Origin of the sequence: Streptomyces sp. NEAU-sy36 (assembly GCF_013423905.1) — a bacterium.
Classification (GTDB): Bacteria; Actinomycetota; Actinomycetes; order Streptomycetales; family Streptomycetaceae; genus Streptomyces; species Streptomyces misionensis.
Window position 1 is genome coordinate 5,897,483 of the sequence record NZ_CP058977.1, and the last position, 25,232, is coordinate 5,922,714.

General features: G+C 72.6%; 22 protein-coding genes. 9 read left to right on the forward strand and 13 right to left on the reverse strand.

The features are described from left to right. Nucleotides 1–92 precede the first annotated feature (92 nt). Nucleotides 93–1,550: an MFS transporter gene (locus HZZ00_RS25830; protein WP_180328695.1), complete on the forward strand. Its 1,458-nt coding sequence runs from the start codon at nucleotides 93–95 to the stop codon at nucleotides 1,548–1,550. Nucleotides 1,551–1,574: 24 nt separating this feature from the next. On the opposite strand, the gene HZZ00_RS25835 is transcribed toward HZZ00_RS25830, so the two are convergent. From HZZ00_RS25835 to HZZ00_RS25855, 5 genes are all read right to left on the reverse strand, one after another. After that, nucleotides 1,575–2,099 carry an O-acetyl-ADP-ribose deacetylase gene (locus HZZ00_RS25835; protein ID WP_180328696.1) on the reverse strand — a complete coding sequence of 175 codons (525 nt, stop codon included), beginning with the start codon at nucleotides 2,097–2,099 and terminating at the stop codon, nucleotides 1,575–1,577. Beyond that, a complete protein-coding gene (locus HZZ00_RS25840) occupies nucleotides 2,096–3,514 on the reverse strand; it encodes an NAD(P)/FAD-dependent oxidoreductase (protein WP_180328697.1) in 1,419 nt (472 codons plus the stop codon). The genes HZZ00_RS25835 and HZZ00_RS25840 overlap by 4 nt, the downstream gene beginning before the upstream one ends. Nucleotides 3,515–3,650: 136 nt before the next feature. Next, nucleotides 3,651–4,499, reverse strand: coding sequence for an inositol monophosphatase family protein (locus tag HZZ00_RS25845; RefSeq protein WP_180328698.1), 849 nt, complete (start codon nucleotides 4,497–4,499; stop codon nucleotides 3,651–3,653). Between the two features lie 82 nt (nucleotides 4,500–4,581). After that, nucleotides 4,582–6,432, reverse strand: a complete 1,851-nt coding sequence (locus HZZ00_RS25850) for a gamma-glutamyltransferase family protein (protein ID WP_180328699.1) — start codon at nucleotides 6,430–6,432, stop codon at nucleotides 4,582–4,584. Between the two features lie 235 nt (nucleotides 6,433–6,667). Beyond that, nucleotides 6,668–7,141, reverse strand: a complete 474-nt coding sequence (locus HZZ00_RS25855) for a MarR family winged helix-turn-helix transcriptional regulator (protein ID WP_180328700.1) — start codon at nucleotides 7,139–7,141, stop codon at nucleotides 6,668–6,670. Nucleotides 7,142–7,198: 57 nt separating this feature from the next. Here HZZ00_RS25855 and HZZ00_RS25860 point away from each other — a divergent pair, with 57 nt between their 5' ends. The 7 genes from HZZ00_RS25860 (at nucleotide 7,199) to HZZ00_RS25890 (ending at nucleotide 12,920) form a co-directional block, all read left to right on the forward strand. Beyond that, nucleotides 7,199–8,032: an alpha/beta fold hydrolase gene (locus HZZ00_RS25860; RefSeq protein WP_180328701.1), complete on the forward strand. Its 834-nt coding sequence runs from the start codon at nucleotides 7,199–7,201 to the stop codon at nucleotides 8,030–8,032. A gap of 182 nt (nucleotides 8,033–8,214) precedes the next feature. After that, nucleotides 8,215–9,279, forward strand: coding sequence for a biotin/lipoate A/B protein ligase family protein (locus tag HZZ00_RS25865; RefSeq protein WP_180328702.1), 1,065 nt, complete (start codon nucleotides 8,215–8,217; stop codon nucleotides 9,277–9,279). Nucleotides 9,280–9,505: 226 nt separating this feature from the next. Further along, nucleotides 9,506–9,982: an SAV_915 family protein gene (locus HZZ00_RS38805; protein WP_257585335.1), complete on the forward strand. Its 477-nt coding sequence runs from the start codon at nucleotides 9,506–9,508 to the stop codon at nucleotides 9,980–9,982. Beyond that, the gene (locus HZZ00_RS25875) at nucleotides 9,979–10,281 is read left to right on the forward strand and encodes a DUF6317 family protein (RefSeq protein WP_180328703.1); all 303 of its coding nucleotides are present in this window, start codon (nucleotides 9,979–9,981) and stop codon (nucleotides 10,279–10,281) included. Before HZZ00_RS38805 ends, HZZ00_RS25875 begins: the two co-directional genes overlap by 4 nt. Beyond that, nucleotides 10,281–11,579 carry a WXG100 family type VII secretion target gene (locus tag HZZ00_RS25880; RefSeq protein ID WP_180328704.1) on the forward strand — a complete coding sequence of 433 codons (1,299 nt, stop codon included), beginning with the start codon at nucleotides 10,281–10,283 and terminating at the stop codon, nucleotides 11,577–11,579. Before HZZ00_RS25875 ends, HZZ00_RS25880 begins: the two co-directional genes overlap by 1 nt. Further along, nucleotides 11,557–12,096, forward strand: coding sequence for a hypothetical protein (locus HZZ00_RS25885; protein WP_180328705.1), 540 nt, complete (start codon nucleotides 11,557–11,559; stop codon nucleotides 12,094–12,096). The genes HZZ00_RS25880 and HZZ00_RS25885 overlap by 23 nt, the downstream gene beginning before the upstream one ends. Before the next feature lie 155 nt (nucleotides 12,097–12,251). Continuing rightward, nucleotides 12,252–12,920, forward strand: a complete 669-nt coding sequence (locus HZZ00_RS25890; protein ID WP_180328706.1) for a hypothetical protein — start codon at nucleotides 12,252–12,254, stop codon at nucleotides 12,918–12,920. 31 nt (nucleotides 12,921–12,951) lie between these two features. Here the strand turns inward: HZZ00_RS25890 and HZZ00_RS25895 are convergent, their stop codons facing one another. From HZZ00_RS25895 to HZZ00_RS25930, 8 genes are all read right to left on the reverse strand, one after another. Further along, nucleotides 12,952–14,481 (reverse strand): NCS1 family nucleobase:cation symporter-1, encoded by a 1,530-nt coding sequence (locus tag HZZ00_RS25895; protein ID WP_180328707.1) that lies wholly within the window; start codon nucleotides 14,479–14,481, stop codon nucleotides 12,952–12,954. Nucleotides 14,482–14,632: 151 nt separating this feature from the next. Beyond that, nucleotides 14,633–15,655, reverse strand: a complete 1,023-nt coding sequence (locus tag HZZ00_RS25900) for a TIGR03842 family LLM class F420-dependent oxidoreductase (RefSeq protein ID WP_180328708.1) — start codon at nucleotides 15,653–15,655, stop codon at nucleotides 14,633–14,635. A gap of 11 nt (nucleotides 15,656–15,666) precedes the next feature. Next, the gene (hydA, locus tag HZZ00_RS25905; RefSeq protein WP_180328709.1) at nucleotides 15,667–17,070 is read right to left on the reverse strand and encodes a dihydropyrimidinase; all 1,404 of its coding nucleotides are present in this window, start codon (nucleotides 17,068–17,070) and stop codon (nucleotides 15,667–15,669) included. Nucleotides 17,071–17,097: 27 nt separating this feature from the next. Further along, on the reverse strand, nucleotides 17,098–17,940 hold the full coding sequence (locus tag HZZ00_RS25910) for a nitrilase-related carbon-nitrogen hydrolase (protein WP_180328710.1): 843 nt from the start codon (nucleotides 17,938–17,940) through the stop codon (nucleotides 17,098–17,100). Nucleotides 17,941–18,095: 155 nt separating this feature from the next. Further along, a complete protein-coding gene (locus HZZ00_RS25915; protein WP_180328711.1) occupies nucleotides 18,096–19,673 on the reverse strand; it encodes a PucR family transcriptional regulator in 1,578 nt (525 codons plus the stop codon). A gap of 47 nt (nucleotides 19,674–19,720) precedes the next feature. After that, nucleotides 19,721–20,971 (reverse strand): aspartate aminotransferase family protein, encoded by a 1,251-nt coding sequence (locus tag HZZ00_RS25920; RefSeq protein WP_180333706.1) that lies wholly within the window; start codon nucleotides 20,969–20,971, stop codon nucleotides 19,721–19,723. 29 nt (nucleotides 20,972–21,000) lie between these two features. Next, nucleotides 21,001–21,843: a nitrilase-related carbon-nitrogen hydrolase gene (locus HZZ00_RS25925; RefSeq protein WP_070022821.1), complete on the reverse strand. Its 843-nt coding sequence runs from the start codon at nucleotides 21,841–21,843 to the stop codon at nucleotides 21,001–21,003. Between the two features lie 159 nt (nucleotides 21,844–22,002). Then, nucleotides 22,003–22,254 (reverse strand): helix-turn-helix domain-containing protein, encoded by a 252-nt coding sequence (locus tag HZZ00_RS25930; RefSeq protein ID WP_180328712.1) that lies wholly within the window; start codon nucleotides 22,252–22,254, stop codon nucleotides 22,003–22,005. A gap of 365 nt (nucleotides 22,255–22,619) precedes the next feature. Here HZZ00_RS25930 and HZZ00_RS25935 point away from each other — a divergent pair, with 365 nt between their 5' ends. Further along, complete coding sequence (locus HZZ00_RS25935) at nucleotides 22,620–25,193, forward strand: ATP-dependent Clp protease ATP-binding subunit (RefSeq protein WP_180328713.1); 2,574 nt, start codon at nucleotides 22,620–22,622, stop codon at nucleotides 25,191–25,193. The last annotated feature ends 39 nt before the right edge of the window (nucleotides 25,194–25,232 follow it).

The following is a 25,232-nucleotide window of genomic DNA, read 5'->3' on the forward strand; positions in this document are numbered from 1 at the left end:
CAGTGCCCCTCGGCGCAGCGTCCGCTGAGATGTGGTCGATACATAGAGTATGTACGATGCACATCCTTGCCAGCACAAGCCGAGGAGCACCCATGAACGCCCCGCAGCCGAGCAGCCGGACGGGCGGCATCGTCGCCGTCCTGGCGCTCGCCGGAACCGTCGCCGCGATCATGCAGACACTGGTCACCCCGCTGATCGCGGAACTTCCACAGATCCTGCACACCTCCTCGTCGAACGCCGCCTGGGTGATCACGGTCACCCTGCTCGTCGGCGGCGTCTGCGTACCGGTGTCCGGACGACTCGGCGACCTCGTGGGCAAGCGGCGCATGATGCTGATCTGCGTGGCGCCGCTGGTGGCCGGCTCGGTGGTGTGCGCCCTGTCCACCTCCGTCGTGCCGATGATCGTCGGACGCGGCCTTCAGGGCATGGGCATGGGCATGATCCCGCTGGGCATCGCACTGCTGCGGGACGTCGTCCCCGTCGAGAAGCTCAGCGGCTCCATCGCGCTGGTCAGCGCCTCCATGGGCATCGGCGGCGCGATCGGCCTGCCGCTCGCGGCCGCCGTCGCGCAGTACGCCGACTGGCAGGAGCTGTTCTGGGGAGCGGCCGTCCTCTCCCTGGTCATCGGAGTGCTGATCTTCGCCGTGGTGCCGGACGTCCCCGCCGCCGCCAAGGGCCAGCGCTTCGACGCGCCCGGTGCGGTCGGTCTGGCGATCGGCCTGGTCGCGCTGCTGCTGGCGATCTCCAAGGGCGCCGACTGGGGCTGGGCCTCGGGCACCACGCTCGGCCTGTTCGCCGTCGCCGTCATCGCGCTGCTGGTCTGGGGCTTCTGGGAACTGCGCACCCGCGACCCGCTGATCGACCTGCGCACCACGGCCCGCCCGCGGGTGCTCATCACCAACGCCGCGTCGATCCTCGTCGGCGTCGGCATGTACTCGTTCATGCTGATCGCGCCGCAGCTGCTGCAGTTCCCCAAGGCCACCGGCTTCGGCCTCGGCCAGTCGATGCTCGCGGCGGGCCTGTGGATCGCGCCCGGCGGCATCATGATGATGCTCATCTCCCCGCTCGGCGGAAAGCTGATCAACTCCCGCGGCCCGAAGCTCACGCTCCTGGCCGGCGCCCTGGTGATCGCCGTCGGCTACGCGGTCGCGCTGCCGCTCATGGGCACGGCCGCGGGCATCATGGTCGCCGGCATCGTGATCAACAGCGGTGTCGCGCTCGCCTACGGCGCCATGCCCGCGCTCATCATGAGCTCGGTGCCGCTGTCCGAGACCGCCGCCGCCAACGGCTTCAACAGCCTGATGCGCTCGCTCGGCACCACCATCGGCTCGGCCGTGATCGGCGTCGTCCTGGCCCACATGACCATCGACCTGGGCGGCTACACGATCGCCTCGAAGGACGGTTTCCGCACCGGCCTGCTGATCGGCTGCGGTGTCGCGCTGCTCTCCGCGGCCGTCGCCGCGTTCATTCCGGCACTGCGCCCGGCGGGCGGCGAGGACGCCGCGCAGCAGCCGGTGGCCGGTGCCGACCAGGCTCCGGCGCGCGGCTGACCGGGCACCCGGGGGCGGCCGGTCTCACCCCGCCCCCTGCGGCCCGAGGCACCGGACGAACGCCTCGTACGCCCGCTCGTCGAAGAGGGCGAACCGCACCTCTTCGACGACGGTCGGCGTGCCCCGCACCGTCTCCACCGCGATCCGCGCCGCGTCGTCCATCGGCCACCGGTACACGCCGGTGGAGATCGCCGGGAACACCACCGTCCGGGCGCCCAGCTCGTCGGCCACCCGCAGCGACTCCCGGTAGCAGGAGGCGAGCGGCGCGGGATCGCTGTCCGGGCCCCCGTACACCGGGCCGACGGTGTGGATCACCCACCGCGCGTCGAGTCGCCCCGCCGTGGTTGCCACGGCCTGGCCGGTGGGCAGTCCCCGGCCGTAGCGGGAGGCGCGCAGCGCCCGGCACTCCGCGAGGATCGCGGGGCCCCCGCGGCGGTGGATGGCGCCGTCCACCCCTCCCCCGCCGAGCAGCGAGGAGTTCGCCGCGTTGACGATCGCGTCGGCGCGCTGGAGGGTGATGTCGCCCCGCACCAGAAGGATGGCGGTCATGTCTGCCTCAGCCTGCGCCAGACGGCCCGGGCCGCGTTGTGCCCGGACATGCCGTGCACGCCGGGGCCCGGCGGGGTGGCGGACGAGCAGATGAAGACGGCCGGGTGGGGGGTCTGGTACGGGAACAGGGTCGGCCGGGGCCGCAGCAGCAGCTGGAGTCCGGAGGCCGCGCCGCAGGCGATGTCGCCGCCGATGTAGTTGGCGTTGTGGGCGGCCAGCTCGGCGGGCCCGGCGACGGCGCGGGCGAGCACGCGGTCCCGGAAGCCGGGGGCGAAGCGCTCCAGCTGGCGCTCCATGGCGTCGGTGAGATCCCCCGACCAGCCGCTCGGCACATGGCCGTACGCCCAGAAGACCTGCTTGCCCTCGGGGGCGCGGGTGGGGTCGACCACGCCCGGCTGCACGGTGATCATGAACGGCCGCTCGGGGGCGCGGCCCTCGCGGGAGGCGGCGCGCAGGGCGGTGCCGATCTCGGCCTGGCTCGCGCCGATCTGCACGGTGCCGGCGACGCGGGCCTCCGGTGCGGTCCAGGGCACCGGGCCGTCCAGCGCGTAGTCGATCTTGAAGACGCCGGGGCCGTAGCGGTAGCGGTCGTAGTAGCCGCCGAAGCCGGCGATGCGGGCGAGGGCGGCGGGCGAGGTGTCGAAGACGTAGGCACGGGCGGGCGGCAGGTCGTCCAGCCGCTTGACCTCGTAGTCCGTGTGCACCGCGCCGCCGAGGTCCACGAGGTGGGCGGTGAGGGCGTCGGAGATCGCCTGGGAACCGCCGCGGGCCACCGGCCAGCCGTGGGCGTGCGCGGCCAGCGCGAAGACCAGGCCGATGGCGCCGGTGGCGAACCCGTCCAGCGGGGCCATCACATGGGCGACCAGCCCGGCGAACAGGGCCTTGACCCGTTCGTCCTTGAACCGGCGCATCAGCCAGGTGGACGGCGGCAGCCCGGCGAGGCCGAAGCGGGCCAGGGTCAGGGGGTCGCGGGGCAGCGCGGTCGACGGCAGCGACATGAAGTCCCGCACGAGGGTGTCCCAGTGGGCGACCAACGGCTCGACCAGTCGGCGGTACGCCCCCGCGTCCCGCGGCCCGAAGGAGGCGGCCGTCTTGGCGACCGAGCGGGCCAGCACCGCGGCGGTGCCGTCCGGGAACGGGTGGGCCATGGGCAGCTCGGGATGCAGCCATTCGAGGCCGTAGCGGTCGAGGGGCAGGGCGCGGAAGGCGGGCGAGCTGATGCCGAGCGGATGGGCGGCCGAGCACGGGTCGTGCCGGAACCCGGGCAGGGTCAGCTCCGCGGTGCGGGCGCCGCCGCCCACGGTGGACCGCGCCTCGAACACGGCCACGGTGAAGCCCCGGCGGGCCAGCTCCACGGCAGCGGTCAGCCCGTTCGGCCCCGCCCCCACCACGACCGCATCGAGCATCGCCGGCACCTTCGGACCCCTTCGTCAGCCGATGGCCACTCGGGGCCAGGATATGCCGGACGGCGGGCGGTGGTGGGGCGAGTGCGTTTTGTGCGGGTGGGACGCGATCAAGGGCGGCGCGGGGCCGGACGCCGGATCGCGGGGTTCAGTCCGTCGCCGTGCGCAGCAGCTCCGTGAGGCGGTGGGCCGTGGCCGTGTCGCGGGCGGCGGTGAAGGGCAGGGCGTTCCGGCCGGCGATGCGGAATGGTTCGCCGGAGCGGGTGAGGTGGGTGCCGCCCGCCTCCTCGACCAGGAGCAGTCCGGCCGCGTGGTCCCAGGCCGCCTCCCAGGAGAACGCCACGGCGTCCAACTCGCCCCGGGCGACGGCCAGATACTCCAGGCCCGCGGAACCGCACGGGCGCGGGGCGACGCCGTCCGTCCACAACGGGCGGAGCGCGCGCTTCTGCGCGTCGGTGGTGTAGTCGGGGTGGGACGTGGCGACGACCAGGTCCCGGCCGGCCGCCGGTACGCCCGCGGACAGCCGCTCGCCGTCCAGGAACGCGCCCCGGCCGCGGACCGCGGTGGCGAGTCGGCCGCGCGCCGCGGCGTACGTCCAGGAGGCCAGCACGACGCCGCGGTGGGCGAGCGCGACCAGGGTGCAGAACCCGTCGTCGCCGTGCACGAACTGACGGGTGCCGTCGACCGGGTCGACGATCCAGACCGGGAGGTCGCCCTGTATCGCCCGGTATGTCGCAGGGTCCGCGTGCACCGCCTCCTCGCCGACCACGACCGAACCGGGCAGCAGCGCGCCGAGCGCCTCGGTGAGCCGCTTCTCGGCCAGCCGGTCGGCGTCGGTCACCAGGTCGTGCGGGCCGCTCTTCTGGTCCACGTCGGCCGCGGTGAGGCAGCGGAAGCGGGGCAGGATCTCGGCGGCGGCCGCCGCGCGGATCGCGTCTTCCACGTCGGCCGCGCGGCGGGTGAGAAACTCGTCGATGGTTTCCGTCTCTTCGTTCATGTCCCCTATGGGACCACGCCCCACTGACAATCCCCGCCCGCCCGGTGCACACCGGGTGGAATCGGGTTGAAGAACAGGGGTGTCACCGGCCCACCGCGTACCCCTGCATGCCCCGCGGGTTGGCGGCCGCTGACAGCACACCGGTCTCCGGGTCGCGGGCGACCGCGCACAGCCGGCCCTCGGACCAGGCGGGCCCGAGCGTGATGTCGTGGCCGCGGCGGCGCAGTTCGGCGACGACCCCGGCGGGCATCCGGGACTCCACGGTCACCGCGCCGGGTTGGTGGCCGCGCGGGTAGAAGGAACTGGGGAAGCCGTCGTTGTGCCAGTTCGGGGCGTCGATGGCGCCCTGGAGGTCGAGGCCGCCGCGGACGGGGGCGCGCAGCGCGACGGCGAGGAAGAAGTGCGGCTGCCACTGGTCCTGCTGGTCGCCGCCGGGCGTGCCGAACGCCATCACCGGCACTCCGTCGCGCAGCGCGAGGGACGGGGTGAGGGTCGTACGGGGGCGGCGGCCGGGGGTGAGGGTGTTCGGCAGGCCCTCCTCCAGCCAGGCCATCTGCAACCGGGTGCCGAGCGGGAAGCCCAGTTCCGGGACGACGGGGTTGGACTGGAGCCAGCCGCCGCTGGGGGTGGCCGCGATCATGTTGCCCCAGCGGTCGACGACGTCGAGGTGGCAGGTGTCGCCGCGGGTGGCGCCGTCGGGGCCGGTCGCGATGCCGTCGGGGGCGGCGCCGTCGCCGCTCGCCCGGGGTCCGGCGGAGACCTCCGAGACGGTCGGCTCCCCCGCCCCCATCGGGTCGACGCCCCGGGTGCCGTCCGGTACGGGCGCGTGCGCCCACGCGGGCAGCCGCGGGGTGCGCCCGCCGGGACTGCCGGGACGCAGTTCGTACGACGCCTCGGCTCCGATCAGGCCCCGCCGCCCGACGTTGTAGGCGTCCGACAGCAGCGCGGTGACGGGCACCTCGGCGGCGTCGCCGTACCAGGCCTCCCGGTCGGCCATGGCGAGTTTGCAGCCCTCGATGAGCAGGTGCACGTAGTCGGCGGAGCCGTAGGCGGGCAGTTCCCCCGGGAGCAGGGCGAGTTGCTGGAGGAAGGCGGGGCCCTGGCTCCAGGGGCCGGCCTTGCAGACGGTCCAGCCGTGCCAGTCGTACGTCACCGGGTCCTCGTACGACGCCGACCAGCCGGCCAGGTCGTCCCCGGTGAGCGTGCCGGTGTGCCGCTCGCCGCTGGTGTCGAGGGTGGGCCGCCGGGACTGCCGGACCAGGGCCTCGGCGATGAATCCCGAGCGCCACACCTCGCGCGCGGCGTCGATGCGGGCCTCCCGGTCGCCGGCCCGCGCGGTCTCGGCGAGCAGCCGGCGCCAGGTGGCGGCGAGGGCGGGGTTGCGCAGCCGTTCACCGGGGCGGGGCGCGCGCCCGCCGGGCAGGTACACGGCGGCGGACGAGGTCCACTCGGTCTCGAAGAGCGTCCGTACGGTGTCGACGGCCGCGCCGACGTTGTCGACCGGCGGGTGCCCGTGTTCGGCGTAGCCGATCGCGTACTTCAGCACGTCGTCGAGGGACTTGGTGCCGTGGTCGCGCAGGAGCAGCAGCCAGGCGTCGAAGGCTCCGGGCACGGCGGCCGCGAGGGGACCGGTGCCGGGGACGAGGTCCAGCCCGAGATCCCGGTAACGGGCGGCGGAGGCACCCGCCGGGGCCACTCCCTGGCCGCACAGCACCCGCACCCGTCCCCCGGCCGGCGCCAGCAGGATCGGCACCTCGCCCGCGGGCCCGTTCAGATGCGGCTCCACGACATGGAGCACGAACGCCCCGGCCACCGCCGCGTCGAACGCGTTCCCCCCGGCCTCCAGCACGGCCATCGCCGACTGGGAGGCCAGCCAGTGCGTGGAGGACACCATGCCGAAGGTGCCCTGGAGGGTGGGACGGGTGGTGAACATGCTTCCCCTCACTGTCCGGACCCGGCGGCGCGGCCGTATCGGCGCCCAAGATAGATCCTCGCGAGCGCGCCGGGGAGACCGCCCGCACCGCCCGCCGGGCCGCCACGCCTCGGTCCGACGCCCTGGCGGCCACCGGAGGTGACCGGCCGTCAGGCGCCGGCACCCCGGCCGAGCCCGGCGTCCCGGCCCGTCGCGCTCCTGCGCCCTGCCGGAGTACCAGGGCGAGCCGGCGACGCTAGGGCACGTCCGCTTCGTCGAAGAGCGCGAGCATCCGGGTCAGGACGCGTACGCACGCGTCCACGTCGGCGCCGGTGAGGTCGCCGCCCACCTGTCGCAGGGCCGCGTGTTCGCGGGTGTGCACCGCGGTGATGGCCGCCATGCCGTCGGCGGTCAGCCGGATCAGTGAGGACCGCTGATGCGCGGGGTTGGGGACGGCCTCGACCAGGTGCCGTGCGGCGGCGTCGTTGACCATGCGCTGCACGAACTGCCGGCTGAGCGTCTGGGCGCGCCCAAGCTGAGGAACGGTCATGGGGCCGTGCCGGCGCAGCAGGTCGAGGACTGCGCGCACGCCGACGGACAGCCCTTCGATCGGCTCGGCCTGCTCCACCTTGCGGTGCACCCGCCGGTACAGCGGCCCCACCAGCGCGAACACCTCCGTCAGTCGGTCGGCCAGCTCGTCGGGCGGCAGCGGGGTCTCGGTGCCTGTCATGCCCCAAGAATGACACTTCGGTTGCCAACTCTCGGCGGTGATGACACCTTGGTTGTCATGTCTGCTGTCGCCGGCCACTCCGAGACGCCTTCGTTCACGACCTCTGACGGCTCCCTCGCCTATCGCGACGCCGGCGAGGGGCAGCCGCTGGTGCTGCTCCACGCCGGGTTCTTCGATCACCGCATGTGGGACGACCAGATAAGGGCGTTCGCCCCGCGCTACCGGGTCATCGCGCCGGACGCCCGCGGACACGGCGCCTCCTCGAACGCGACCCGGCCGTTTCGTCCGGCCGACGATCTGGCGGCCCTGCTGCGTCATCTCGACGTCGGGCCGGCGGTGCTCGTCGGGGTCTCGATGGGCGGGGGTACCGCGGTCGACACCGCGCTGGAGTACCCCGGACTGGTCCGCGCCGTGGTCGTCAGCGGCGTGGGGACCAGCGAACCGTACTTCGAGGACCCCTGGAGCCTGGAGGTCCTCGGGGAGCAGAACAGCGCACTGGCGGCAGGCGACATCGAGGGCTGGCTCGACGGGCACGTGCGCTTCGCGGCAGGCCCGCACCGCTCGCCCGCGGATGTCGACGCGGACATCGCGAACCGCCTGCGCGCCATGGCGTCCCGGACGATCGCCAAACACACGGCGGGCGAGCCGGACCATCGACTGCCGGTTCCGGACACCTGGCGTCGCGCTGCGTCCATCGACGTCCCCGTCCTGGCGATCAACGGTGCCCTCGACGTGAGCGACCACGTGGCGATGGCCGAACGCCTGGTCCGAGCGGTACCCGACGGCCGCGCGGTGTCCGTCAAGGACACGGCGCACTTTCCCAACATGGAGCAGCCGGCCGCGTTCAACGCCCTCCTGACCGAGTTCCTCGAAGCCCTGCCGCCTGCGTGACCCCCCTGGTGGGGAGTGCGGGGCCGCCGCGCAGCGCCGTCCTCGCGCCCCCCCGCGCCTCTCGGGGCCGCTTGTCCGCTCGCCGGCGGCAAGCCTTAAGGTGAAATCCGAGAGATGTGCGCTTCCATCCGAATGTCGGAGCAACAGGCTCAGGACGCCGCGCGCTGGGAGGAATCGAAGCCGTGCATGGCGAGTACAAGGTGCCCGGTGGCAAGTTGGTCGTCGTGGATCTGGACGTCGAGGAAGGCGTCCTGCGCAACGTGCGAGTCGCCGGGGACTTCTTCCTGGAGCCGGACGAAGCGATCCTCTCGATCAACGCGGCTCTCGAGGGTTCGCCCTCGTCGACGGACGCGGCAGGGCTGGCCGGCCGGATCGAGGCGGCGCTGCCCGCGGGCACGGTGATGTTCGGGCTGACGGCGGAGGGCGTCGCCATCGCGGTGCGCCGCGCCCTGGCGCACGCCACGGACTGGACCGACTACGACTGGCAGCTGGTCCACGAGGGCCCCCAGTCCCCGGCCCTGCACATGGCGCTGGACGAGGTGCTGACCGCCGAGGTGGCCGCGGGCCGGCGCCCGCCGACCCTGCGGGTGTGGGAGTGGGGCGCGCCCGCGGTGATCATCGGCAGCTTCCAGTCGCTGCGCAACGAGGTGGACCCGGACGGCGCCGCCCGGCACGGCATCGAGGTGGTGCGGAGGATCTCCGGCGGCGGCGCGATGTTCGTGGAGCCCGGCAACACCATCACCTACTCGCTGTCGGTGCCCGAGTCCCTGGTGCACGGCCTGTCCTTCCAGGACAGCTACGCCTACCTGGACGACTGGGTGCTCGCCGCGCTCGGCGACATGGGCATCCGGGCCTGGTACCAGCCGCTGAACGACATCGCGACGGACCAGGGCAAGATCGCGGGCGCCGCGCAGAAGCGCGTCGTGGGCCCCGGCGGCGGCCCCGGCGCCGTGCTGCACCACGTGACCATGTCGTACGACATCGACGCGGACAAGATGACCGAGGTGCTGCGCATCGGCCGGGAGAAGCTCTCCGACAAGGGGACGAAGAGCGCGAAGAAGCGGGTCGATCCGCTGCGCCGGCAGACCGGACTGCCGCGTGAGACGGTCATCGACCGCATGATCGACTCCTTCCGCGCGCGCTATGGGCTCACCGCGGGCAAGATCACGGACGAGGAGCTGGTCCGCGCCCGGGACCTGGTGCGGACGAAGTTCGGCACCGAGGAGTGGACCGCCCGGGTGCCGTGAGCCGCGCCCTGCCGCGGATGTGGTTCAGGGACAGGTCAAGGCATGCCCATGCCCCGATCAAACGCGTGTATGGGTTCCGTGCACGTAGGGCTCACCGGCACTGACATAGCAGGATTTGCCCCACCGCCCGCTGGCTACCGTGGTCGGGCCTGAATCGGCCATGCACGACCACGGGGAAGAGGTGACGGCGGTGTCGGCGCGGATACGTTCACGCCTGCTCGATTTCGTGGGGACGGAACCGGAGCCGCCGGAAGCCGACCTGGCGCAGCAGGCTCCGCGACCGCGCCGCTCCCGGCTGCTGGACCTCGCCGAGTCCGCCCCTCCCCCGCCCCCGGCCGGCGACGACCGGCCCGGCCCCAAGCCGGGCGTGCCGCCGTACCAGACCCCGGTGTGCGTGCCGGCGCATCCGCGCTCCGTCCTCGGGACGGGCACCAAGGGCCGCCCCGCCCGGGTCCCGTTCATCATGATCGAGCTGTTCGCGCACCCGTCCCACGGCACGGTCGCCTTCGCCTTCACCACTCCGGCGAAGCTGGCGGCGGCACTCGGCGAGGCCCAGCCGTGGGTGGCCGGTTCGCTCGGCCCGCTGGCCGAGAGCATGGACGAGCAGGGCGTCACCGTCCTCCTCGACCCGCGGGTCGCACCCCAGGAGCCCAACTGGCGGCCCGCGGACCTGGCCGCCCTCGCGCGGGAGGTGCGCCGGTGACGGCCGACTTCAAGGTCATCTACGACGACCTCTCCACCCTGGCGAAGACCTTCCACGACCAGGCCGGGGACTACCGGAAGCTCGCCCCGGACGTGTCACCGCCCATCGTCAGCGGCGGCGATCCCGCGCTGGACGCCGCGATCAAGGAGGTCGCGAACCTCATCATCGCGCTGCACATCGGGCTCGCCGACCACCTGGACGACCGCGGCGACAAGGCCGCGTACGCGCGCGACTCCTTCCACCGGCACGACGTGGACATCCACGGTGTCTTCGAGGACCTGACGGAGGGCCTGGACTGATGGGTGACAGCTGGGTCGGCGGCGACATCGGTGGCCTGCACACGATGGCGACCACCTACAAGAACGCCAAGGACAAACTCGACGGCGTGGTGAAGGTGCTGAGCAAGGCCGTCGACAAACTGGCGGACGACGCCAGTTGGAAGGGCGAGGCGGCGAAGACGTTCCGCGGCGTGTGGTCCGAGGACGAGTTCACGGCCGGCGCCTTCGCCGAGCTGGTGTCCGAGGTGGGCGGCATCCTGGGCGACCTCGCCGACGCGTTGTCGACCTGCGAGACGTCGCTGCAGAACGCGGAGCACGTCGCCGCGGGCAAGGGCGTGTCGACGGACCCCAAGGGCGCGCCAGTGCCGATCATGACGGCGAACCCGCCGAGCGCGGACGACCAGAAGGCCATCTCGGCGATGAACGAGTACGCCAAGGTGCGCGACGGGATCCTGCACACCGCCCAGCACGCGCGTCTGGACGCGGCGCAGAAGCTGTCGGACCTGTACGACAAGGTGACGTCCAAGGACGGCTCGGTGTCCACCGGGGACAAGACCACCATCGCGGACTACCTGCGCGGCCTGTACGCGTACGACGCCGAGGACGCCCGGGCCGGCGGCGCGAAGGCCCGCGAGAAGCTCGACGACGCCAAGCAGGCGGCGCACGACGCCAAGAAGGAGCTGCGCGCGGAGCGCAAGGCGTACCAGAAGGCGGGCAAGGCGCTGCCCAAGGACCTGCCCGCCAAGAGCGCGTACAAGGACGCGCTGACCAAGGTCGACGACCTCGAGGACGCGATCGCGCGCGCCGAGAACGGCAGCACCAAGCTGCCCTACGACCGCGCGCTCAACGTGAAGGTGGCCGACGCGGCGGAGCTGCTGCGCGCGGGCAAGAGCCTGGAGACGGTGCCGGACTTCCTGAAGGAGATCCCGGTGCTGGACGTCGCCGCGGCCGGTGCGTGCGGTGTGCTGGAGGCGTCCGACGACCACGACAAGGGCTGGTCGTGGCAGAAGTCGATCGCCGTGGACGGCGGCGCCAACGTCGGCGGTCTGGTGGCGGGCACGGCCGTCACCGCGGGCCTGGTGGCCGCCGCGCCCGTCGAGGTGCCCACCGCGGTGGTGGCCGGGGTGGGCGGTGTCGTGGTCATCGGCGCGACCGGCATCATCGACCACTCCTTCCACGAGCACTGGAGCGAGGACATCCACGACCACGGTGTGGTCGGCGGTCTGCTGACAGGCTCGGGACACGTGCTGTCCAAGACCGGCGGCGACTTCGTACGACTGAAAGACGATGTGTGGCATGGCATCAAGAGCATCTTCTAAGGCCGCGGCGTCCTCGGCACCCGTCCGGATCCCCTCGCTGCCAGGACTCGGCACCACCTGGTACGCACGTGGGCCGCGCTACTGGCTGCGCCGTACGGTCAACGCCCTGTTGTGGGTCGTCGTCATGGCGTTCTTCTGCTTCGCCGCGCTCGCGCTGTACTCGGGTGCCCCGCGCACCTGGCTTCCGCCTCGTGCGCGCCATGTCTGGGACATCGTGCAGATCGCCGCTTCCTTCGTGACCGTCGTCTGGGGCTGGGTCAGCCAACGCCGCAGACTGCGCCGGATGTTCGAGGACCCGCCGTCACCCGACGAGATCCGCGTGACCCGGCGTGCGGAGTCCCGCCGTGCCGTCTACTGGTCGCGGGCCGGTCTCATTCCGCTCCTCGTCGCGGCGCCGGTGCTGCCTCCGATCGTCGCGTGGTGCGTCGGCGCGGTGGCCGCGCTCTTCGCCGTCCGTGAATCACCCCGTGAGGTGGGTGCCCGCCGCTGGCTGGAGACGCACCCCACGGGCCGCTGATCCAGGCGCTCACGACGCCCCGGACCGGGGGCCGCGGTACGTCGTGAGCGCGTCGGCGTGATCGCGTGGACACCCAGCGAGTTCGCGCTTCCACCACACGGGCAGCCGTGTGACACTGTCGTCCTCGTACCCCCCTTCTCAACGAGATGTGCGCCGTGCGTTCTCTGCCTCTGCCGCTCGCCCTCACCGCCCGGCTGACCCCGGTCGTGGTCCTCGCCTGTGCCGGGTGGGCGCTGTCCTCCGCTCCGGCCGCGCCGTCCGCCGCCGCGGGACACCCGGCGGATTCCAAGGCGTCCGGGGGGCCGTCCGCGCCCGCGCCCTCCGCCAGTGCGAGGGCGAAGGCGTACTCCACCTCGCCCGCCCCCTGCTCCGCCGTGCCCACGTCGACGGTCAAGTCCCTGGTGCCCGGGGCGAAGACGGGCGGCAAGGAGATTCCCTCGACCGATCCCACGCTGCGCCGCACCTGTTCCTGGAACGCCCTGCACGGCTACAGCTACCGCTGGCTCGACGTGTCGTACGAGATCGGCGAGTCGGTGCAGGAGGCCACCCGGCAGTACCAGCAGCAGGTGGGCAAGAAGAGCGGCGGCGGCTCAGTGCCGGGGCTCGGGGACAGCGCGTACTCGGTCGTGAACCTCAGCACCGAGGACAAGCAGCAGACCCGCGAGGGCGTGGTGATGGCCCGCGTCTCCAACGCCCTGGTGGTGGTGACGTACAGCGGCAGCGACTTCGACACCAAGAAGGCACCGGGGACGGACGAGATCAACACCGGTGCCATCAAGGCGGCGCGGGCCGCCGTGGCGGCGCTCGGGGGCGGGGCGTCCTAGCCCGCGCGGACCAGGACGCCCCCCGGCGGGATCAGACCGTGGTGCGCCGCCGGACGCCGGTCGTCAGGGACAGGGCCAGGTACAGCACCAGCGACGTGCCCAGGCCGACCGCCCAGCCGTAGTCGGCGAGCGGGGCGAGGGCGGGGATCGGACGGCCGTCGAACAGCGGCTCCAGACGGGCGCCGCCGATCGCGAGGACACCGCCGGCCAGGAAGGCGGCGACCGCCCGCCAGTTCCAGCCGCCCGCGTACCAGTAGCGGCCGCCGGCGCGGTACAGGTCGGCGAGGTCCAGCCGGGTGCGGCGCAGCAACCAGTAGTCGGCGACGAGGATGCCGGCGACGGTGCCGAGCAGCCCGCCGACCAGGCCGAGCCAGGTGAAGATGTAGCCCTGCGGGTCGGAGTAGAGCTTCCAGGGGCAGATCAGCACCGCGAGGACCGCGGTGATCAGCGCCCCGGCGCGGAAACTCACCTTCCGCGGCGCCACGTTGGAGAAGTCGAAGGCCGGCGAGACCAGGTTGGCCGCGATGTTCACCGAGAGGGTCGCCACCAGGACGGTGACCAGGGCGTAGAGCAGGCCGACCGGGTTGTCGGTCTTCGCGGCCAGCTGCACCGGGTCCCACACGGGCTTGCCGTAGACCGCCTGGGAGCCGGAGGTGACCAGGACGGAGAGGAAGGCGAAGAGGGTCATGGTGGTGGGCAGGCCGAGCGCCTGGCCCCAGGTCTGGGCGCGCTGGCTTCGGCCGTAGCGGGTGAAGTCCGGGATGTTCAGGGACAGGGTGGACCAGAACCCGATCATGCCCATCAGGGACGGCCAGAACAGCTTCCAGAACGATCCGCCCCAGCTCAGCGTGGAGGGCTGGTCGAACAGCGGGCCGACACCGCCCGCCCTGCTCGCCATCCACCACAGCATCACGAACGCGCCGACCAGCACGAACGGCGCGGCCCAGTTCTCGAAACGGCGGATGGTCTCCATCCCCCGGTGAATGATGGCCACTTGCAGCGCCCAGAAGACCGCGAACGACAGCCACATGGTCCAGGCGTGTCCGCCGATGTGCGCCGCGTTGGACCAGCCGCCGCCGATCAGTTTCCCGGCGAGGAAGTAGATGGCCTCCCCGCCGATCCACGTCTGGATGCCGAACCAGCCGCAGGCCACCAACGCCCGTACGACGGCGGGCAGGTTGGCGCCGCGCACCCCGAAGGAGGCGCGGGCGAAGACGGGGAAGGGGATGCCGTACTTGGGTCCCGCGTGCCCGGTCAGCAGCATCGGGACCAGCACGATCAGATTGGCGGCGGCGATGGTGAACACCGCCTGCTTCCAGTCCATGCCGACGGCGATCAGACCGGAGGCCAGCGTCCAGGAGGCCGTGTTGTGGGCCATGCCGACCCACAGCGCCGAGAAGTTGTACGTGGTCCACGTCCGCCGGCCCACCGGGACCGGCAGCAGGTCCTCGTTGGCGTAGCGGCCGCTGGGCTGCGGAGCGCCGGGGGCGATCTCCACCCGGCCGTCGGGAAGGGTGACTTGGGCCGACGGTGGTATGCCGGCGGGAGCGGTGTCGGTCATGGGCAGGCCCCAATCGGAAACGAGGTGGGTCGGTGGAGGCCGTGCGGGCACCAGCCCCTCCCCGCGGGGAGGCGGGGAGGGGTGACCAGGGGTGGGGGGTTGGGGCGGACCCCGAGGGGATCGGCGGGAGGGAGGAACGGGGGTCGGAGGCTCAGTAGTTGACGGCCGGGATCACCTTCGTGCCGTAGGCGTCGATGGTGGCCTCCTGCGCGTCGTGCATGTCGTACAGCGCGAACTGGTCGACACCGAGGGCGCGCAGGGCGTTCAGCTTCTCGATGTGCCGTTCGGCCGGGCCGATCAGACAGAACCGGTCCACGATCTCGTCGGGCACGAACTCGGTGTCCGGGTTGCCACTGCGCCCGTGGTGGGCGTAGTCGTAGCCCTGCCGGGCCTTGATGTAGTCGGTGAGTTCGCCAGGCACCTCGGCGGAGTGCTCGCCGTACTTGCCGACCAGGTCGGCCACGTGGTTGCCGACCATGCCGCCGAACCAGCGGCACTGCGCGCGGGCGTGGGCGAGGGCCTCCGGCGAGTCGTCGGCGGTGACGTACGCCGGGGCCGCAACGCAGATGCTGACCTCGGCGGGGTCGCGCCCGGCCGCCCGGGCCGCGTCCTTGACGGCCTTCACCATGTACTCGGTGAGGTAGAGGTCGGCCAGCTGGAGGATGAACCCGTCGGCCTCCTCACCGGTCATCTTCAGCGCCTTGGGGCCGTACGCGGCCATCCAGACGGGGAGCCGGGCGCCCGGCCGGACCCAGGGGAACTTCACGGTCGTGCCGCCGCCGAGGTCGGCAGCGTCGCCGCGGCCGAGGGCGCGGATCACCTTCATGGCCTCGCTGATCCGCGCGAGGGTGTTGGGCCGGCGGCCCGCCACCCGCATCGCGGAGTCGCCGCGGCCGATGCCGCAGACGGTGCGGTTGCCGAACATGTCGTTGAGGGTGGCGAAGGTGGAGGCGGTGACCTCCGGGGTGCGGGTGGACGGGTTGGTGACCATCGGCCCGACCGTCAGGTTCCGTGTCCGGGCGAGGATCTGGCTGTAGATCACGAACGGCTCCTGCCACAGCACGGCGGAGTCGAAGGTCCAGCCGTGGGTGAAGCCGTTCTGCTCGGCCCGTTGCATGAGGTCGATGACGCGGGAGGCCGGCGGGTCGGTCTGCAGGACGAGTCCGAAGTCCATGGGCGCCACTCCTAGTTGAGGTACTGACAGGTGGAGCGCGGGGTGTAGACGCCGTGTCCGGCGTGCCCGGTGTACTCCCGCTGGTCGATGACCGGTACGCCGCGCGAGAGGACGGTCTCCACCCGGCCGGTGGTCCGCTTGCCCTCGTACGCCGAGTAGTCGACGTTCATGTGGTGGGTCTCGGCGGACATGACCTGCTCGGCGTGCGGGTCGTAGATCACCACGTCGGCGTCGGCGCCCGGGGCGATGGTGCCCTTCTTCGGGTAGAGGCCGAACATCCGCGCCGGGGTGGCGCAGGCGATCTCGATCCAGCGGCGGCGGGAGATGCGCCCCTCGACGACGGCCTGGTGGAGCAGGTCCATGCGGTTCTCCACGCCGGGCATGCCGTTGGGGATCTTGGAGAAGTCGCCGCGGCCCAGCTCCTTCTGGCCGGTGAAGCAGAACGGGCAGTGGTCGGTGGAGACCACCTGGAGGTCGTTGGTGCGCAGGCCCCGCCACAGCGCCGCCTGGTGCTCCCTGGGCCGCAGCGGCGTCGAGCACACGTACTTGGCGCCCTCGAAGCCGGGCTCGGCGAGGTTGTCGGTGGACAGGAACAGGTACTGCGGGCAGGTCTCGCCGAACACGTTCAGACCGTCGTCCCGGGCCCGCGCCAGCTCGGCGAGCGCCTCCGCCGCCGAGACGTGGACGACGTACAGCGGCGCGCCGGCGACCTGGGCGAGCCGGATGGCGCGGTGGGTGGCCTCGGCCTCCAGCAGTGCCTTGCGGACCTCGCCGTGGTGGCGCGGGTCGGTCTCGCCGCGGGCGAGGGCCTGTTCCACGAGGACGTCGATGGCGATGCCGTTCTCGGCGTGCATCATGATCAGCCCGCCGTTGCCGGCGGCCCGCTGCATGGCGCGCAGGATCTGGCCGTCGTCGGAGTAGAAGACCCCCGGATAGGCCATGAACTGCTTGAAGGAGGTCACGCCCTCCTCGACCAGGAGGTCCATCTCCTTGAGCGTCTCCTCGCGCACATCGGAGACGATCATGTGGAAGGCGTAGTCGATCGCGCAGTTGCCCTCGGCCTTGGCGTGCCAGGCGTCCAGGCCCTCGCGCAGGGAGTGGCCGACGCTCTGGATGGCGAAGTCCACGATCGTGGTCGTGCCGCCCCAGGCGGCGGCGCGGGTGCCGGTCTCGAAGGTGTCGGAGGCGTAGGTGCCGCCGAACGGCATCTCCATGTGGGTGTGGCCGTCGACGCCGCCGGGGATGACGTACTTCCCGGTGGCGTCGATGGTGCGGTCGGCGGTGAACGCGGCGGCAGCGGGGGTGCCGGACGCCGCCAGGGCGGCGATCCGGCCGTCCTCGACGAGGACGTCGGCGTGGATCTCGTCCGACGCGGTGACGACGAGACCACCGCGGATGACGGTACGGCTGCTCATGCTGCTCCTTGGGTCACTCGGCTTCGGTCACGGCGCGGTCAACGGCGTGTACGCGCCCGGCGCCCGGTCCCGGTAGAACTGCCAGCGGTCGCGGACCTCGCGGAGTTTGGCGAGGTCCAGGTCGCGTACGACGAGTTCGTTCTCCTTGTCGCCCGCGACCTCGCCGACGTACTGGGCCTCGGGGTCCACGAAGTACGTGGTGCCGTAGAAGTCGTTGTCGCCGAGGTCCTCCACGCCGACCCGGTTGATGGCGCCGACGAAGTACTCGTTGGCGACGGCCGCCGCGGGCTGCTCCAGCTGCCACAGGTAGCGGGACAGGCCCCGGGAGGTGGCCGAGGGGTTGAAGACGATCTCGGCGCCGGCGAGGCCGAGGGCCCGCCAGCCCTCGGGGAAGTGGCGGTCGTAGCAGATGTAGACGCCGATCCGGCCGACGGCGGTGTCGAAGACGGGCCAGCCGCTGTTGCCCGGGCGGAAGTAGAACTTCTCCCAGAACCCCCGCACCTGGGGGATGTGCGTCTTGCGGTACTTGCCGAGGTACGTGCCGTCCGCGTCGATCACCGCCGCGGTGTTGTAGAGGACGCCCGGCTGTTCCTCCTCGTACATCGGCAGGATCAGCACGATGCCGAGGGCGCGGGCGAGGGACTGGAAGCGCCGCACGGTCGGGCCGTCGGGAATCCGTTCGGCGTAGTCGTAGAACGCCTTGTCCTGCACCTGGCAGAAGTAGGGGCCGTAGAACAGCTCCTGGAAGCAGAGGACTTGGGCGCCCTGGGCGGCCGCGTCGCGGACGGCCTGCTCGTGCACCTGGATCATGGACTCCTTGTCGCCGGTCCAGGCGGCCTGGAAGAGGGCGGCTCGGATCACTCGGCTCATCGAAGCCTCCGTTCGGTGGGTGTCCGGTGAGCCTAGGAAGCGGCCGGGCGCGGTTCGACGGGCAGCGTGTCACGTCCGCGGGCGGTCGGCGTGCCACCGTGTCATGTCTTCGTGGGCCCATGTTTCACCGCCGTTTTCCCAGGTGATCTCAGGTGTCAGCGTTGTTGCGCGTCATGCGCGAGAAGCGCGATGTGCACCGAGGCGGCCTGCTCGAAGTCGTCGAGGTCGACGCCGAGGCGGTCCTGTATGGCCTCCAGGCGGCGGTAGAGCGCGGGCCGGGAGACATGGTGGAGCCGGGCGGTGCGGGACTTGTTGCGGCCGGTGGCGAGATAGGTGCGCAGCACGCCGAGCAGTTCGGGCTCGGCCGTGCACAGCAGTCCGTCCAGCTCCCGTTCGGCGAAGGACTGCACATGCGGGTCGTCGCGCAACAGCCGGACCAGGCCCCGCAGATGGACGTCCTTGAGGCGGACCACGGCCGGCAGGCCGAGGGCGGCGGCGGAACCGGCGACGGCCTCGGCCACGTGCCGGGCCTCGCGCAGTCCGGCGGGCACCTCGTCCCAGAGGGTGCGCGGGTCCGCGGCGGCGACCACGGCGTCCGGTCGCCCGGTCCCCTCGCGCAGCCGGGCCGCGAAGAGCGTGAGCAGGGTCTCGGCGGGCCGGTCGCGGGGCAGGCTGAGCAGCACGGCGGTGACCCCGTCGGACAGCTCGCCGGCCAGCCCGGCCAGGCCCAGCACCCGCAGCATGCGGTCGAGCACGGCGGGTTCGGCGTCGGGGACGACGAGCGGCACGAAGGTGCGCAGATTGACCGGCAGCCCGGCCGCGCGGGCCCGTGGCAGCAGTTGCCGCGCCGGTACGACGCCGGAGACGAGGTCGGTGAGCAGGCTCTGCGCGGACTGCTCCTCCCAGCTGTGCGCGGAGCCGCCGCCGAGCATGCGGTGCAGGACCAGGGCCTCGGCGGCGCGGTCGGCGAGCAGCCGCCCGGTGGCCGCATCGCCCCGGTAGCCGCACAGCAGCAGCCGGCCCCAGCGCTCGCCGCGCCCGCCGAGTTCGGCGCGGATCCACTCGTCACCGGCGCCACCGGTCTGCCGGGCGATGCGCTCCCAGTCGCGCAGCACGTCGTCCACCGCGGACCGCTCCCCGGCCGTGGCGAGGACGCGGTGGGCGAGGTTGGTGACGACGACCGGGCAGCCGCCGTGCCGGGCGACCTCGTCCAGCAGCCGTTGCAGCGGGGCGCCGGCCGTGATCAGCGCGGTGAGGTCGGTGCGGACCGTCTCGGAGAGGCTGACGGCGGCGAACTTGCGCCGCAGCAGCCGGGACTGGACCTCCTCGGTCAGCTCGGCGAAGGGGAAGGGGCGGTGCAGGACGACCAGGGGCAGCCCGCAGCGTTCGGCGGCGCGGCGCATCACCTCGGGCGGCGTGGGGAAGGCCCGGCCGAGACCGAGGACCACGGCGGCCGCCTCGGCGCGGTGCAGGGAGCGGATGTACTCGGCCTGCTTGGCCTCGTCGCCGGCCAGCAGCACCCCGGTGGTGAGCACCATCTCGCCGCCGCTGAGCATCACGCCCACGTCGGCGGCCTCGGCCACGTGCACCCAGCGCACCGGCCGGTCCAGGCCGCCGGCACCCGCCACCACCTCGGGCCGGCCGGCCAGGACCCGCTCCAGGGTCAGCACCTGGCGGACGGACAGGGCGGGCTCCGGCGGGGCGGCGGGTCCGGGTCCCCAGGTCGTGGTCATGGCCGTCTCCCCTTGGTGCTCGGCGGTGCCGGGTGTTCCCCTCGGTGTCAGTACGCGCTCCGCAGCGCGCTTTCGAGGATGGCGGCGCCCTCCTCGGCCTCGGCGACGGTCAGCGACAGCGGCGGGGCGATACGCAGGGCGCTGGTGTCGTGGCCGCCGCCCTTGCCGATGAGCAGTCCCCCGGCGCGAGCCGCCTCCAGGACGGCGGCGGCCGCCTGCGGGTCGGCCTCGTCGGTGCCCGGCTTCACCAGCTCGACGCCGATCATCAGTCCGCGCCCGCGGACCTCGCGCACCCCGGGCAGCTGGGCGGCGACGGCCCGCAGCCGCTCGATGAGCAGGCCGCCGACCCGGCGGGCGTTGCCCTGGAGGTCGTGTTCGAGGAGGTAGGTGAGGTTGGCGAGGCCGGCGGCCATGGTGATCTGGGTGCCGCCGAAGGTGGAGATGCTGTTGGCGTCCAGGCAGTTCATGATCTCGGGGCGGGCGATGACACCGCCGATGGACATGCCGTTGCCGATGCCCTTGGCGAAGGTGACGATGTCGGGCGGGCCGCTGCGGCCGTGGGCCTGCCAGCCCCAGAAGTGGTCTCCGGTGCGGCCCCAGCCGGTCTGCACCTCGTCGGAGATCCACAGGATGCCGTGCGCGCGCAGCAGTTCACGGAATGCCGCGTACAGCCCGTCGGGCGGCGAGGTGAATCCGCCGACGCCCTGGACGGGTTCCGCGATCAGCGCGGCGGGCGGGCGGGTGTGCCCGAGGACGTCCTTCAGGTCGGCCACGCACGCGTCGATGAAGGCGCGGTCGTCCAGGTGGGCGAAGGGGCCCCGGGTGCGGACGCCGCCGTGCACGTACAGGGTCTGCAGCGGCGACAGGGAGGTCGGCGACCAGGTGCGGTTGCCGGTGATGCCGACGGTGGAGAAGGAACGGCCGTGGTAGCTGTTGCGCATGGCGAGGACGGTGTTGCTGCGCCGGTAGGTCGTGGCGAGCAGCAGGGCGGCGTCGTTGGCCTCGGTGCCGGAGGTGGTGAAGAAGACGCGGGCGTCCGGGATGCCGCTCACCTGGGCGACGCGCTCGGCGAGTTCGACCATCGGCCGGTTGAGGTAGAGCGTCGAGGAGTGCACGATGCGCCCGGCCTGCTCGCTGACCGCCTTGGTCACCTCGGGCAGCGCGTGCGCGGTCATGGTGGTGAGGATGCCGCCGAAGAAGTCCAGGTAGCGGCGGCCGTCGGAGTCCCAGACGTGACGGCCCTCGCCGTGCGTGATCTCGATGGGGTCGTCGTAGTAGAGGGCGAGCCAGTCGGGCATGACCCTGCGGTGACGGGAGTAGAGGTCGCTCACGGCTGCACCAGCCCTTCGTAGGCGTCGGGACGGCGGTCGCGGTAGAAGGCCCACTGCTGCCGCACGTCGTCGATCAGACCGAAGTCGAGGTCGCGGACGAGGAGTTCGTCGGCCTTGTCGCCCGCGGTGTCGCCGACGAACCGGCCGCGCGGGTCCACGAAGTAGGAGGTCCCGTAGAAGTCGTTGTCGCCGTACTCCTCGCGGCCGACCCGGTTGATGGCGGCGATGAAGTACTCGTTGGCGACGGCCGCGGCGGGCTGCTCCAGCTGCCACAGGTGGCTGGACAGGCTCCGGTGGGTGGCCGACGGGTTGTATACCAACTGGGCTCCGGCGAGGCCCAGTTGTCGCCAGCCCTCCGGGAAGTGGCGGTCGTAGCAGATGTACACGCCGACCTTGCCGACGGCGGTGTCGAAGACCGGCCAGCCCAGGTTGCCGGGTTTGAAGTAGTACTTCTCCCAGAAGCCCTTGAGCTGGGGGATGTGGTGCTTGCGGTACTTGCCGAGGTAGGTGCCGTCCGCGTCGATCACGGCGGCGGTGTTGTAGTAGAAGCCGGACTGCTCGACCTCGAACACCGGGGCGACGATCACCATGCCGGTCTCGCGCGCGAGCTGCGCCATCCGGGTGACGGTGGGGCCGTCCGGCACCGGCTCGGCCCAGCGGTAGTGCTCCGGCTCCTGGACCTGGCAGAAGTAGGGGGCGTTGAAGACCTCCTGGAACCCGATGATCCCCGCGCCCCGGCGGGCCGCCTCGCGGGCGTGCTCCTCGTGTTTCGCCACCATGGACTCGGTGTCGCCGGTCCAGGTGGCCTGGACCAGAGCGGCGCGGACGACGTTGGCCATGAGCTGCTCCTTCGACACGACGTCAGAGCCTCTACGCCCGTAGAGCAGGCCGTAGAGGCACGAACGTAAGCCTCTTGGCGCCCCTTGCCAAGACCATTGCCGTCAAGCCGCGGAGTCGATCCTGTTTCGCACTCCTGTGGGTGAGCGGGCGCGCGCCCCTCAGGCGGCGGCCAGGACGCAGTGTGCGGCCAGGTCGTCCATGGACAGGCCGAGCACCGCGGCCACGGCGGCCACGGTGAAGAACGCGGGGGTCGGCGCCCGCCCCGTCTCGATCTTCCGCAGCGTCTCGGCCGAGACGCCCGCCGCGGCGGCGACCTCGACCATGCTCCGGTCGCCACGGGCGGCACGCAGCAGCCGCCCGAGCCGCTCGCCGCGGTCGCGTTCTTCGGGGGTGAGAGGGGTGCGCACCATGCGTCCATTGTGCCCGCCGCCGTCTGTTCCCCGTATACCGCCTGTCCCCCTTGACATACCGGCGGGGCGGTTCGGTACCGCCGGCGAAGCCCACAGCCCACGGCCGCGACAGCGCGCCGGAGGTCCGGCCCGGCCACGGCGCACCCGCCCTTCGCGGCGGGCGGCAGGAGTGGTCACCACGCCGCGCGGCACGCGGGCCGGAGTGCGGGACCGCCGTACGAGCGCGGGGCCGCGGTGCCGCCCGGGGGCCGCTTCCGGGCGTCCGGGCGAACATGCCCGCCCCAGGACTTCATGCCATCGTGGGCATGAGCACCCCCCACCCCGGTTACCCGGCGGAGCCACCGTCAGCGAAGGAAAGCATCGCCATGACCAACGGCTACCCTCCTGACCCCTTCGGCGAATTCCTCGCCCGCTTCTTCAGCGGCGCCGCCGGCGGAGCCCCCGGCCCGCGCCACATCGACATCGGCCGGCTGCTCAGCCAGCCTGCGCGGGAGCTGGTCAGAGGAGCCGCCCAGTACGCCGCCGAGCACGGCAGCCGGGACCTTGACACCCAGCATCTGCTGCGCGCCGCCGTGGCCACCGAGCCCACCCGCAGCCTGCTGAGCCGGGCCGGTGCCGACCCCGACTCGCTCGCCACCGAGATCGACGACCGGGCGGGCCCGGTGCAGCACCCGCCGGGCGAGGTGCCGCCGCCGACCTCCCTGTCCCTGACCCCCGCGGTGAAGCGGGCCCTGCTGGACGCGCACGACATGGCGCGCTCCAGCGGTGCCGGGTACATCGGCCCCGAGCACGTGCTCAGCGCGCTGGCCTCGAACCCGGACTCGGCCGCCGGGCACATCCTGCACGCGGCCCGGTTCCCGGCGGGCGCGCTGCCCCCGGAGCCCCCGGAGAGCACCGGCCAGGTCCGGGTGGAGCGGCAGCGGCCCACCAACACGCCCACCCTGGACAAGTACGGCCGTGATCTGACCGACCTCGCCCGGCAGGGCCGGGTCGACCCGGTGATCGGCCGGGACACCGAGATCGAGCAGACCGTCGAGGTGCTGTCCCGGCGCGGCAAGAACAACCCGGTGCTGATCGGCGACGCGGGCGTCGGCAAGACGGCCATCGTGGAGGGCCTCGCGCAGCGGATCGCCGACGGCGACGTGCCGGACGTGCTCGCCGGTCGGCGGGTCGTCGCCCTGGACCTCACCGGGGTGGTGGCCGGCACCCGCTACCGGGGCGACTTCGAGGAGCGCCTGAACAACATCGTGGAGGAGATCCGCGCCAACTCCGACCGGCTGATCGTGTTCATCGACGAGCTGCACACCGTCGTCGGCGCGGGCTCCGGCGGCGAGGGCGGCGCGATGGACGCGGGCAACATCCTCAAGCCCGCGCTCGCCCGGGGCGAGCTGCACATCGTGGGCGCCACCACCCTGGAGGAGTTCCGCCGGATCGAGAAGGACGCGGCGCTGGCCCGCCGCTTCCAGCCGGTGCTGGTGCCCGAGCCGACCGTGCAGGACACCATCGAGATCCTGCGCGGGCTGCGCGACCGCTACGAGGCCCATCACCAGGTCCGCTACACCGACGAGGCGCTGCTCGCCGCCGTGGAGCTGTCCGACCGGTACCTCACCGACCGGCGGCTGCCGGACAAGGCGATCGACCTGATCGACCAGGCCGGCGCCCGGGTCCGGCTCGGCGCCCGCACCAAGGGCACCGATGTGCGGGCGATGGAGCGCGAGGTGGACCAGCTGGTCCGGGACAAGGACCAGGCGGTCGCCGACGAGGACTACGAGGAGGCCAAGCGGCTGCGCGACCGGATCGCGGAGCTGAAGCAGCGCATCACCGAGACCAGCGGCGACGGGCAGGCCGACGAGGGCCAGCTGGAGGTGACGGCCGAGTCCATCGCCGAGGTGGTGTCCCGGCAGACCGGCATCCCGGTCAGCCGCCTCACCCAGGAGGAGAAGGAACGGCTGCTCGGCCTGGAGGAGCACCTGCACCAGCGGGTGGTCGGCCAGGAGGAGGCCGTCGCCGTGGTCGCCGAGGCGGTGCTGCGCTCGCGCGCCGGGCTCGCCAGCCCCCGCCGGCCCATCGGCAGCTTCCTCTTCCTCGGCCCGACCGGCGTCGGCAAGACCGAGCTGGCCCGCGCGCTCGCCGAGGCCCTGTTCGGCAGCGAGGACCGCATGGTCCGCCTGGACATGAGCGAGTACCAGGAGCGGCACACCGTCTCCCGGCTGGTCGGCGCCCCGCCCGGGTACGTCGGGCACGAGGAGGCCGGTCAGCTCACCGAGGTGGTGCGCCGGCACCCGTACTCGCTGCTGCTGCTCGACGAGGTGGAGAAGGCGCACCCGGACGTCTTCAACATCCTGCTCCAGGTGCTGGACGACGGCCGGCTGACCGACTCCCAGGGCCGCACGGTGGACTTCACCAACACGGTCGTCGTGATGACCAGCAACCTGGGCTCCGAGGCGATCACCCGGCGCGGCGCGGGGATCGGGTTCGGTCCGGGCGGCGCCGAGGCCGACGAGGAGGCGCGGCGCGAGCAGATCCTGCGGCCGCTGCGCGAGCACTTCCGGCCGGAGTTCCTCAACCGGATCGACGAGATCGTGGTCTTCCGCCAGCTGACCGGCGAGCAGCTGCGGCGGATCACCGACCTGCTGCTGGAGAGCACCCGGCGGCTGCTGGACGGCCAGGGCGTCTCGGTGGAGTTCACGGACGCGGCCGTCGACTGGCTCGCCGAGCGGGGCTACCAGCCGGAGTACGGCGCCCGCCCGTTGCGCCGCACCATCCAGCGCGAGGTGGACAACCGGCTGTCCCGGCTGCTGCTGAACGGCACGATCTCCGAGGGCGGCCGGGTCACCGTGGACGTGGCGGACGGGCGGCTGGACTTCCGCACGTCCGAGCCGCCGGCGCCCGCCGCGCCCGAGGCCCGGCCCGCGCCACCCCGCGACCCGATGGGCTGAGTGGTCCCGGGTGCCGCGGGCGGCTCGCCCCCGGCACCC

Coding starts and splice junctions, on each gene's coding strand:
- HZZ00_RS25895 (WP_180328707.1), bottom strand. CDS start 14,481: ATGACCGACACCGCTCCCGCCGGCATACCACCGTCGGCCCAAGTCACC.
- HZZ00_RS25915 (WP_180328711.1), bottom strand. CDS start 19,673: ATGACCACGACCTGGGGACCCGGACCCGCCGCCCCGCCGGAGCCCGCC.
- hydA (WP_180328709.1), bottom strand. CDS start 17,070: ATGAGCAGCCGTACCGTCATCCGCGGTGGTCTCGTCGTCACCGCGTCG.
- HZZ00_RS25910 (WP_180328710.1), bottom strand. CDS start 17,940: ATGAGCCGAGTGATCCGAGCCGCCCTCTTCCAGGCCGCCTGGACCGGC.
- HZZ00_RS25930 (WP_180328712.1), bottom strand. CDS start 22,254: ATGGTGCGCACCCCTCTCACCCCCGAAGAACGCGACCGCGGCGAGCGG.
- HZZ00_RS25830 (WP_180328695.1), top strand. CDS start 93: ATGAACGCCCCGCAGCCGAGCAGCCGGACGGGCGGCATCGTCGCCGTC.
- HZZ00_RS25835 (WP_180328696.1), bottom strand. CDS start 2,099: ATGACCGCCATCCTTCTGGTGCGGGGCGACATCACCCTCCAGCGCGCC.
- HZZ00_RS25880 (WP_180328704.1), top strand. CDS start 10,281: ATGGGTGACAGCTGGGTCGGCGGCGACATCGGTGGCCTGCACACGATG.
- HZZ00_RS25920 (WP_180333706.1), bottom strand. CDS start 20,971: ATGCCCGACTGGCTCGCCCTCTACTACGACGACCCCATCGAGATCACG.
- HZZ00_RS25850 (WP_180328699.1), bottom strand. CDS start 6,432: ATGTTCACCACCCGTCCCACCCTCCAGGGCACCTTCGGCATGGTGTCC.
- HZZ00_RS25935 (WP_180328713.1), top strand. CDS start 22,620: ATGACCAACGGCTACCCTCCTGACCCCTTCGGCGAATTCCTCGCCCGC.
- HZZ00_RS25900 (WP_180328708.1), bottom strand. CDS start 15,655: ATGGACTTCGGACTCGTCCTGCAGACCGACCCGCCGGCCTCCCGCGTC.
- HZZ00_RS25860 (WP_180328701.1), top strand. CDS start 7,199: ATGTCTGCTGTCGCCGGCCACTCCGAGACGCCTTCGTTCACGACCTCT.
- HZZ00_RS25855 (WP_180328700.1), bottom strand. CDS start 7,141: ATGACAGGCACCGAGACCCCGCTGCCGCCCGACGAGCTGGCCGACCGA.
- HZZ00_RS25885 (WP_180328705.1), top strand. CDS start 11,557: ATGGCATCAAGAGCATCTTCTAAGGCCGCGGCGTCCTCGGCACCCGTC.
- HZZ00_RS25925 (WP_070022821.1), bottom strand. CDS start 21,843: ATGGCCAACGTCGTCCGCGCCGCTCTGGTCCAGGCCACCTGGACCGGC.
- HZZ00_RS25845 (WP_180328698.1), bottom strand. CDS start 4,499: ATGAACGAAGAGACGGAAACCATCGACGAGTTTCTCACCCGCCGCGCG.